Origin of the sequence: Williamsia sp. 1135, from assembly GCF_002095395.1 — a bacterium.
GTDB lineage: Bacteria > Actinomycetota > Actinomycetes > Mycobacteriales > Mycobacteriaceae > Williamsia.
This window is the reverse complement of the sequence record NZ_MJEI01000033.1, coordinates 1-8,590: the sequence shown is the minus strand read 5'-3', so window position 1 is coordinate 8,590 and position 8,590 is coordinate 1. Positions and strand designations below refer to the sequence as shown.

The window sequence follows — 8,590 nt, the reverse complement described above, 5'->3', positions numbered from 1 at the left end:
TCAGCACCAGAGGGCGATGCCGCGGGAATCGGAGTGTTCCTCGCCGACGCCGGCTACCTCTCCGAGGAGAACCTGACCAGTGAAGGGCCGGACCGGTTGATTGCTATCGGTAAAGCGCGGCGTATCAACAAAACCGCCCGCGAGCAGCCCACCACAGGACCTCCACCGCCAGGGGCAACTCCCATCGAGGCCATGAGACACCGCTTGGCCACACCCGAAGGCCACGCCCTCTATGCCCAACGCGGTCACATCGCTGAAACCCCGTTCGGACACGCCAAACACAACCTCGGGTTCCGGCGGTTCACCAGCCGTGGATTAGACAGAGCCACAGCCGAGTTCGCGTTTCACGCCCTCGTACACAACCTCTTCAAAGCCATCAAAGGCGGACACCTCACCCCAGGAACGGCCTGAAAGGCCCGGGGCCACAGGCCCCAGCCCGACAACCCACCACAACGGCGGAACAATCGCTACGGGCCCAACCCACAACTTCATTTCGAAACAACCCGAATGCGCCCTCGGCCAGCCCTCTCGGGGACGATAGTGGTGGCTATTCGGCACTGATCCCGGCCGCGTGCAGACACTCGTCGAGGACGCACACCATCAGTGCTACATCGCCAATTCTCTCAATTCCGATGTTCAGGTGTCGGCGACAATTGACGTTGTTTGATCAGCCCATTTCAATAACGCCGGTTATATTCAGTCGGTGTCGACTACGAACTCAGCCACGAGCACATCGCTGCGCAGAAACCTCATCTGGATAGCAACCATCATCGCCGTCCTACTGACGGTAATGGCGATCTACGACATCGCCAACGGCGAGCGCAACATCAGCGTGTGGCTGTCGATCGTGTGCTGGCCGATTGTGGCAATTCTCAACGCGGTGCAGCTGTACCGGTTGCACCGCCAACCCTGACGGTCAGCTACTACCGAACAACCCGCTGAAGATGTCGCTACTTCCGCCGGATGGATCGGTGACCGCACCGGCGGTGCTGAGCTCGACATATCCATTGTTGTTCCCGACCTTGCCTGCAGTCTTCGAGACATCTTTCCCGTCGGGAGCCGAATAGGATTGGCCGCCGCCGCCACCGCCGCCGGCACCTACGTTGAAACCATCGAAGACGTAGTCGGCGCCATGGCCCTTGCCACCTCCGTTGTAGCCGCCACCGCCACCTCCGCCACCGCCGCCGGACACAGGTCCGTTCTCGCCGGCGTCGGTCCCGTCACCGCCGTGGATCGATTCGGTGCAACCGCGGATATGCGGCAGTCGTCCTCCGCATCCACCGTTGCCGGCCACCTCTCCGCCTTTACTTCCTTCGCCTTTGAATCCGTTCCCGCCGACGCCGAATCCTCCGCCGCCACCTTTGTATCCGGTCGAACCACCGCCACCACCGCCGCCTCCGCCGGCGACCACGAGATACGTTGCATCTGCCAGTGAATGACTCCCGCAGGACGACGTCGTTGCCTTCACCGCGGTCGAACCACCACCCCCGCCCCCGGATGCGTAGGAGGAAGACCCGGGCGAGGTTCCGTGGCGCCCGCCCTTCCCGTCGCCGAATCCGCCACTCTCATGCCCCCATTGACCGACTGTGATGGCGAGTTCGGTTCCTGGTACGACCGGAAATGTGCCCACCACGACGCCGGGGGCACCTCCGGTCCCGGTGTGGTGGTACGTCGCACCCGCTCCTCCAACCGCAGTCACCTTCAGCTCGGTCACACCGGAAGGGACGCAGTAGAAATCGGTTCGGTGGGTATAGGAAAAGTGTTCAGACACCGCGGGCGCCGCTCCTGCAATACCCATTCCGACAGTCGCCCCGGCGACAAGGGAAGCCGTCGCGGTGAGAACGATTGTTTGCGAACGCCGAAGATGTTGTTGTGCGAGTGTGTATTTCACGATCTTCCCCAATCAGCTGCCGCCAGGTTCCGCCCAACCCGTCTCGAAATTAGCGTACTAAGTAGACTTATGGCGGAGGTATCGGAAAGTTTGTCTAGAATCGGTCGGACATGAGTGAACGGCGAAAACGAGGTTCTCTGAGCCCGCAACAGGTCGTCGATGCGGCCCTCGAGGTCGCAGATGAAGGTGGCCTCGACGCTCTGACGATCCGCGCGGTGGCCGAACGTGTCGGCGCCTCACCGATGGCCATCTACCGCCACGTCGACGACCGCGAGGACCTGCTCGTCCGGATGCTCGAACACGTCGCGGCCGAGTTCCCGGTGACGATCGATGCGCCCACCCCCCTGGAACGGATCAGCGAGCGGTTTCTCGGCCAGCACGACCTCCTGGCTCCCCGGCCGTGGGTGCTGCACATACTCGTCCGGGGAGATCTCGTCCCACCCAATTCGTTCGCGGCGCTCGACGCGACCATCGGCGACCTACTCGAACTCGGATTTTCTGCGTCAGAGGCGATCACGCGGCTGGGTATGCTCTGGCATTTCGTACTCGGCGAACTCCTCGACCGCCATCCCCAGTTGGTGGGGCCGCGCCCGACACAGCGGGAGCGGGCGCTGATGACGATGAATGTCGGAGAGTTACCGAACTACGCACATGTACTGGCCGAACTCGACCCCGGCGACGGACCGATGAACTGCCCGATCCGAACCACCCTGCCGATCGTGTTCGCTGCCATCTGCGCATGATCACCCGCAGCGTGCGCCGACGCGCAGTGATTCAATGATCGCGTGAACGAGGAGGAGCCTGGCGAGCGACCATGGTGGGAGTGGCCCGCGCAGTGGTTCCGGGACGCCTCGTTCTGGCGCGATGTCGCAGCGCGATCCTTGGCCACCTTGGTGGCGGGCGGGCTGGCGTACCTATTCGCTCTCGGATCTGGGTACATCAGCCGACCCGAGACGGTCGAACTCATCCGCGGGGTGCTGATCGCACTGATCCCGTTGGTGATCGTCTACGTTGCGTACCTTGTGTTCCGCCACGTTCTCGTCAAGCTACCGCCCCGGCCACGGGTCGTCGTTGCGGTCGGCCTGGTTCCCGTGCTCGGGGTGATCGCGTGGATCCTCAGCGACGCCGTCATCTCGATCGTTGCGAGGCTGTAGGCAATCGACACTGGGTAATACGGTGCGCGCAGAGGGATTTGAACCCCCGACCGCTGGTGTGTAAGACCAGAGCTCTACCGCTGAGCTATACGCGCATGGGGCGGCTGAACGAAGGCGAGTTCGCCAGCCGCGGCGACGAGAGAAAACGTTAGGACTCGCCGCCCGTCCGACCGCCCGAAGGCGTCAGACACCTTCAAGAATCTAGCGCGGCCAGAGCTTTCTCCCAAAGCGACTGGTCACGGACCTGTCCGGCGCCCATCATCTCCGAAAAGGTGATGATGCCGTTCTTGTCGATCACAAAGGTGCCGCGGTTGGCGTAGCCCTTGTCGTCGTTGAAGACGCCGTAGTTCTGCGCCACCTCGCCGTGTGGCCAGAAGTCAGAAAGAATCGGGAAGAGATAACCCTGCGCCGACGACCACACCTTGTGTGTCGGCGAGCTGCCCACAGACACCGCCACGAACTCCGAGTGCTCATTGGAGAAGTCGGGCAGGCGATCGCGCACCATGCTCAGTTCGCCCTCGCACGTCCCGGTGAACGCCATCGGGAAGAACACGAGCAGCACGTTCTTCTTGCCCCGGAATTCCGAGAGGGTGAGCGGTTGATTGTTCTGGTCACGCAACGTGAAGTTGGGAGCTTCCGTACCCACCGGAAGCTCCCGTCCAAGCGAAGTGGTCATGCCTTTTTGCCGGCACGCGTCTTCGGTTGTACCAACCGCGAACCCAGCCACTCGCCAAAGCTGGCCGCGCTGGTCTGGGTCAGCCCCGCGGTGGGGGCCGCCTCTGCGACCTCACTGGGGTCGACGTATCCGTCACTTCCGGTTTTGGGAGACAGCACCCATACAAAGCCGTCGTCGGCGAGCGGGGTGATGGCGTCCATCAGAGCGTCCACGAGATCGCCGTCACCGTCGCGCCACCAGAGCACGACCATGTCGATGACCTCGTCGGTGTCCTCGTCCACCATCTCGGCGTCGATCGCATCCTCGATGTCGGCACGCAGGTCGTCATCGGTGTCCTCGTCCCACCCCAGCTCCTGCACGATCATGCCCGCGCTCACACCTAGCTTTTGGACGCGATCACCATCTGAAGCGGCAACCAACGCGACGACCTCCTGTCAAAGAAATTATGCGAACACTGTTCGTGCCCGCTTTGATCACTCAAGCGAACAGGGTAAACCCCCAAGTTGCAAGCCGAATGCCGGATTTTTCAAGGTGCAAGTTCTCCACACGCCCCCACGGCCTTGTTCCTGGCGTCGATCCACCGGTCCGCAGGATCGTTCAAACCTGACCGCAATTCCCCGCGCACGGCGGCGATCAGCTCGGTGTTCCTGGTCAGAAAAGTACGGATCAGCGCCTCGACCGGGGCTTCGACGCCGGGCACCAGTTTGGCGGAGATGGCCCGCTCACCAGCCGTGAGCTGGTCGATCACCACCTGCCCTCCCCCGTCGGTGGCCGAATACGACTGCACCTCATTGAGTTTGGTGACGAACTGGTTGTAGCTGTTCAGCATGGTCACCACGGTGGTCGTGAACTGCGAACAGAGGGCGAGGGTGATCGTCCGCGCCGCCTGGGCCGCCCGCGACGACTCCGCGATCCGCGATTGTTCTGCCGTGACCGATACATCGCTCTGATAGGCGCTCACCTGACCGGCATCCACCGTGCTCGAGCCGTCGATGGTCGTGGCGCAGCCGGTGAACAACAGCCCGCACACGGCAGCCGCGCCCACCCACTTCCAGTTCACATGCCGATCTTGCACGAAATGTACGAAAACCCTCGCGCGAAACGCCCGTGAGTAGGGTTACTTTGCCGTGCCCATCCCCGTTTGGGAGGTTGCCGATGCCAACACACATCACTTACGGCACGATTGGGGCAACGCCGACACCACACCCCGGTTCCGGCGCAATTTCGGTTACGGCAGCCACCGCTGCCGAGTGACTCGAGGAGAAAGAGCAGCGCAGTGACTGACAGCACGCAAGCACCCAAGAATCAGCCGCGGGTCCGGGTGATCCGAGAAGGGGTGGCCTCTTACCTCCCCGACATCGATCCCGACGAGACAACCGAGTGGCTCGAATCGTTCGACGGCCTCCTCGAGAATGCCGGTCCCGGCCGTGCCCGCTATCTGATGCTGCGTCTGCTCGAACGTGCCGGCGAGAAACGTGTGTCGATTCCCGCGCTCACCTCCACCGACTACGTCAACACGATCCCCACCGAGAGCGAACCCTGGTTCCCCGGTGACGAAGAAGTCGAACGCCGCTTCCGCGCGTTCATCCGCTGGAATGCCGCGATCATGGTGCACCGCGCACAGCGTCCCGGCGTCGGCGTCGGCGGTCACATCTCCACCTATGCCTCGTCGGCCGCGCTCTACGAAGTCGGCTTCAACCACTTCTTCCGCGGCCAGGAACACGCCGGCGGCGGCGACCAGATCTTCATCCAGGGCCACGCCTCACCTGGCATCTACGCCCGCGCTTTCCTCGAAGGCCGCATCGACGAGAAGCGGATGGACGGGTTCCGACAAGAGCACTCCCACGCCGGAGAGGGCGGCGGTCTGCCGTCGTACCCCCACCCCCGCCTGATGCCCGACTTCTGGCAGTTCCCGACCGTCTCGATGGGTCTGGGACCGATGAACGCGATCTACCAGGCACGGTTCAACCACTACCTGGACGATCGCGGCATCAAGGACACCAGCGACCAGCATGTCTGGGCCTTCCTCGGCGACGGCGAGATGGATGAGCCCGAGTCACGCGGCCTGGCACACGTCGCCGCGACCGAGGGCCTCGACAACCTCACGTTTGTCGTCAACTGCAACCTGCAGCGCCTCGACGGACCGGTGCGCGGCAACGGCAAGATCATCCAGGAACTCGAGTCGTTCTTCCGCGGAGCCGGCTGGAACGTCATCAAGGTCGTCTGGGGTCGTGAGTGGGACTCACTGCTGCACAAGGACCGCGACGGCGCCCTCGTGAACCTGATGAACAACACTCCCGACGGCGACTTCCAGACCTACAAGGCCAACGACGGCGCCTACGTCCGCGACCATTTCTTCGGCCGTGACCCGCGGACCAAAGAACTCGTCAAAGACCTCAGCGACGCCGACATCTGGAATCTCAAGCGCGGCGGCCACGACTACAAGAAGGTGCACGCGGCCTACGCCTCGGCGCTGGCGCACAAGGGCCAGCCGACCGTGATCCTGGCGCACACCATCAAGGGCTACACACTCGGTAAGCACTTCGAAGGCCGTAACGCCACGCACCAGATGAAGAAGCTGACGCTCGACGACCTCAAGGATTTCCGGGACAGCACGCGTATCCCGATCAGCGACGCCGAGCTCGAGAAGGATCCCTACCTGCCGCCGTATTACCATCCCGGCAACGATGCACCCGAGATCCAGTACATGCTCGATCGTCGCAAGTCGCTCGGCGGATTCTTGCCCGCGCGGCGGACCAAGAGCAAGGTGCTCAAGCCCGACACCGCCCCAGCGCTGAAGCTGGCTGCGAAGGGGTCGGGCAAGCAGCAGGTGGCCACGACCATGGCCGTCGTCCGTATCTTCAAGGAACTGATGCGCGACAAGGAGATCGGCAAGCGTCTCGTGCCGATCATCCCCGACGAGGCTCGCACATTCGGCATGGACTCGTGGTTCCCGTCGCTCAAGATCTACAACCGCAACGGACAGCTCTACACCTCCGTCGATGCCGAGCTGATGCTCGCGTACAAGGAGAGCTCGGTCGGGCAGATCCTGCACGAGGGCATCAACGAGGCGGGTTCGACGGCGTCGTTCACCGCGGTCGGCACGTCCTATGCGACGCACGACGAACCGATGATCCCGCTGTACATCTTCTATTCGATGTTCGGATTCCAGCGCACGGGCGATGGTCTGTGGGCGGCGGCCGATCAGATGGCCCGCGGATTCGTCCTCGGAGCCACCGCCGGGCGCACCACACTCACCGGTGAAGGTCTGCAACACGCAGACGGACATTCGCTGCTGCTGGCGGCGTCGAACCCGGCAGTCGTGGCCTATGACCCGGCATTCGGTTACGAGCTCGGGCACATCATCGCCGATGGCCTGCGCCGGATGTATGGGGATGATCCCGAGAACATCTACTACTACACCACCATCTACAACGAGCCGATCAGTCAGCCGGCGCAGCCCGACAACCTCGACGTGACCGGCGTCCTCAAGGGTCTCTATCGGTACGCCGACGCCCCGGAAGGCAAGAAGTATCCGGCGAACATCCTGGTCTCGGGCATCACGATGGCAAGCGCACTCAAGGCCCAGGAACTGCTCGCCGAGGATTGGAACGTCGGAGCGTCGATCTACTCGGTCACCTCATGGAACGAGCTCTCCCGCGACGGCATCGAGTTCGAGAAGGCATCGCTGCGTGAACCGGGCGGCGATCACGCCCAGCCGTACCTGACCGAGACCCTCGCCGACGTCGAGGGACCGTTCGTGGCCGCAACCGACTACATGCGCGGGGTGCCGGAACTGATCCGGCCGTGGGTGCCGGGCACCTATCTCACCCTGGGCACCGACGGGTTCGGATTCTCCGACACCCGTCCTGCCGCGCGCCGGTACTTCAATGTCGACGGCGAGTCCATCGCGGTGGGCGTCCTGTCCGCGCTGGCCCGTGATGGTCACCTCGACATCAAGGTCGCGGCCGAGGCGGCGGAGAAGTACCAGATCGACGACGTGCTTGCCGCACCCAAGCAGACGAGCGACCCGGGACCCGGCGCGTAGCGCTCCCGGCCCTCGCCTACCACCCACCCGTTTTCCCACGTTCCACCGGATATTCCCTCCCTGCCACCCTGGTTGTAAGACAGCAGGAGTGGTAGGGGTGGTGGGGATGGAGTGTGACATGGATTTGTTGAGTACCCCGATCGATATCCCGATTGGACGGTCAGCGAAAGGGCGCCGTTCGTTCCCGATTGCGTTCCGGATTGCGTTCTTGCAGCGCTGGGATCTTGCGGTGCAGCGCGGCGCGAAAACCCAGTTGATGCGCGAGTACAACTTGACCAGGGCGACCGTGCGAGAGTGGTTAGAGGCCCGCGAGTCCGGTGCGTTCAGTGACTCGATGGTCGCTGCCGCCGCCAAGACGAGGGACCGCATGGACAGTCAAGACCGCGCTGAGCTGGCCCGGTTGCGCGCCAAAGTCGCCCGGTTGGAGAAGAAGAACGACCAGTCCGAGGCGGCGTTGGAGATCATGGGAAAAGCCTTCGAGCTCTTGGACGGGATCACCAAGAGCTCGACCCAGGACGAGGGTCCGCAGATCCCACCAGCTTTGATGAGCGCCGAGCAGTACCAGGCCTGGCTCAAGCGACATCATCTGTCCTGATCGAGCTGGTCACCGCACTGACCGCCCATACCTGGATTGGGGTCACAGCGGCGTGTGATCTGACCGGCGTGGCCCGCTCGACCTACTACCGGATCACCCGGGGATACAAGCACTACACGCCCGTTGAAGACCCGACCCCGCAGTCTCAGAGGTTTCAGCCGGCGGCGTTGGCCACCGAGGAACAAGAGGCCGTTCTGGAGATTTTGAATCGGGAGGATTACTCGGA

The 8,590-nt window shown here is 63.1% G+C and carries 10 protein-coding genes and 1 tRNA gene; 6 read left to right on the top strand and 5 right to left on the bottom strand.

All coding sequences use genetic code 11. From position 1 onward, the window contains the following. The coding region (locus BFL43_RS00580; RefSeq protein WP_143694992.1) for a transposase at positions 1-411 on the top strand (411 nt) is incomplete at its 5' end. 292 nt (positions 412-703) lie between these two features. Further along, positions 704-913 (top strand): hypothetical protein, encoded by a 210-nt coding sequence (locus tag BFL43_RS28300; protein ID WP_143694991.1) that lies wholly within the window; start codon positions 704-706, stop codon positions 911-913. Between the two features lie 3 nt (positions 914-916). On the opposite strand, the gene BFL43_RS28755 is transcribed toward BFL43_RS28300, so the two are convergent. Further along, a complete protein-coding gene (locus BFL43_RS28755) occupies positions 917-1,771 on the bottom strand; it encodes a hypothetical protein (protein ID WP_168176497.1) in 855 nt (284 codons plus the stop codon). Positions 1,772-2,001: 230 nt separating this feature from the next. On the opposite strand from BFL43_RS28755, the gene BFL43_RS00565 reads away from it, so the two are divergent. Together BFL43_RS00565 and BFL43_RS00560 are read left to right on the top strand one after the other, a co-directional pair. After that, complete coding sequence (locus BFL43_RS00565) at positions 2,002-2,634, top strand: TetR/AcrR family transcriptional regulator (protein ID WP_084889792.1); 633 nt, start codon at positions 2,002-2,004, stop codon at positions 2,632-2,634. Between the two features lie 42 nt (positions 2,635-2,676). Next, positions 2,677-3,045 carry a hypothetical protein gene (locus tag BFL43_RS00560; RefSeq protein WP_084889790.1) on the top strand — a complete coding sequence of 123 codons (369 nt, stop codon included), beginning with the start codon at positions 2,677-2,679 and terminating at the stop codon, positions 3,043-3,045. A gap of 23 nt (positions 3,046-3,068) precedes the next feature. Here the strand turns inward: BFL43_RS00560 and BFL43_RS00555 are convergent. From BFL43_RS00555 to BFL43_RS00540, 4 genes are all read right to left on the bottom strand, one after another. Beyond that, positions 3,069-3,140: transfer RNA gene (locus BFL43_RS00555), tRNA-Val, on the bottom strand. A 98-nt stretch (positions 3,141-3,238) separates the two neighbouring features. Beyond that, positions 3,239-3,721 carry a peroxiredoxin gene (locus BFL43_RS00550; RefSeq protein WP_084889788.1) on the bottom strand — a complete coding sequence of 161 codons (483 nt, stop codon included), beginning with the start codon at positions 3,719-3,721 and terminating at the stop codon, positions 3,239-3,241. Then, on the bottom strand, positions 3,718-4,140 hold the full coding sequence (locus BFL43_RS00545) for a DUF3052 domain-containing protein (RefSeq protein ID WP_084889786.1): 423 nt from the start codon (positions 4,138-4,140) through the stop codon (positions 3,718-3,720). Before BFL43_RS00545 ends, BFL43_RS00550 begins: the two co-directional genes overlap by 4 nt. Before the next feature lie 107 nt (positions 4,141-4,247). Further along, positions 4,248-4,781 (bottom strand): hypothetical protein, encoded by a 534-nt coding sequence (locus BFL43_RS00540; RefSeq protein ID WP_084889784.1) that lies wholly within the window; start codon positions 4,779-4,781, stop codon positions 4,248-4,250. A 216-nt stretch (positions 4,782-4,997) separates the two neighbouring features. Between BFL43_RS00540 and aceE the strand changes: the two genes are divergently transcribed. Together aceE and BFL43_RS00530 are read left to right on the top strand one after the other, a co-directional pair. After that, positions 4,998-7,769, top strand: coding sequence for a pyruvate dehydrogenase (acetyl-transferring), homodimeric type (aceE, locus tag BFL43_RS00535; RefSeq protein WP_084889782.1), 2,772 nt, complete (start codon positions 4,998-5,000; stop codon positions 7,767-7,769). Between the two features lie 118 nt (positions 7,770-7,887). Further along, positions 7,888-8,364 carry a hypothetical protein gene (locus tag BFL43_RS00530; RefSeq protein ID WP_084889796.1) on the top strand — a complete coding sequence of 159 codons (477 nt, stop codon included), beginning with the start codon at positions 7,888-7,890 and terminating at the stop codon, positions 8,362-8,364. Positions 8,365-8,590 lie beyond the last annotated feature (226 nt).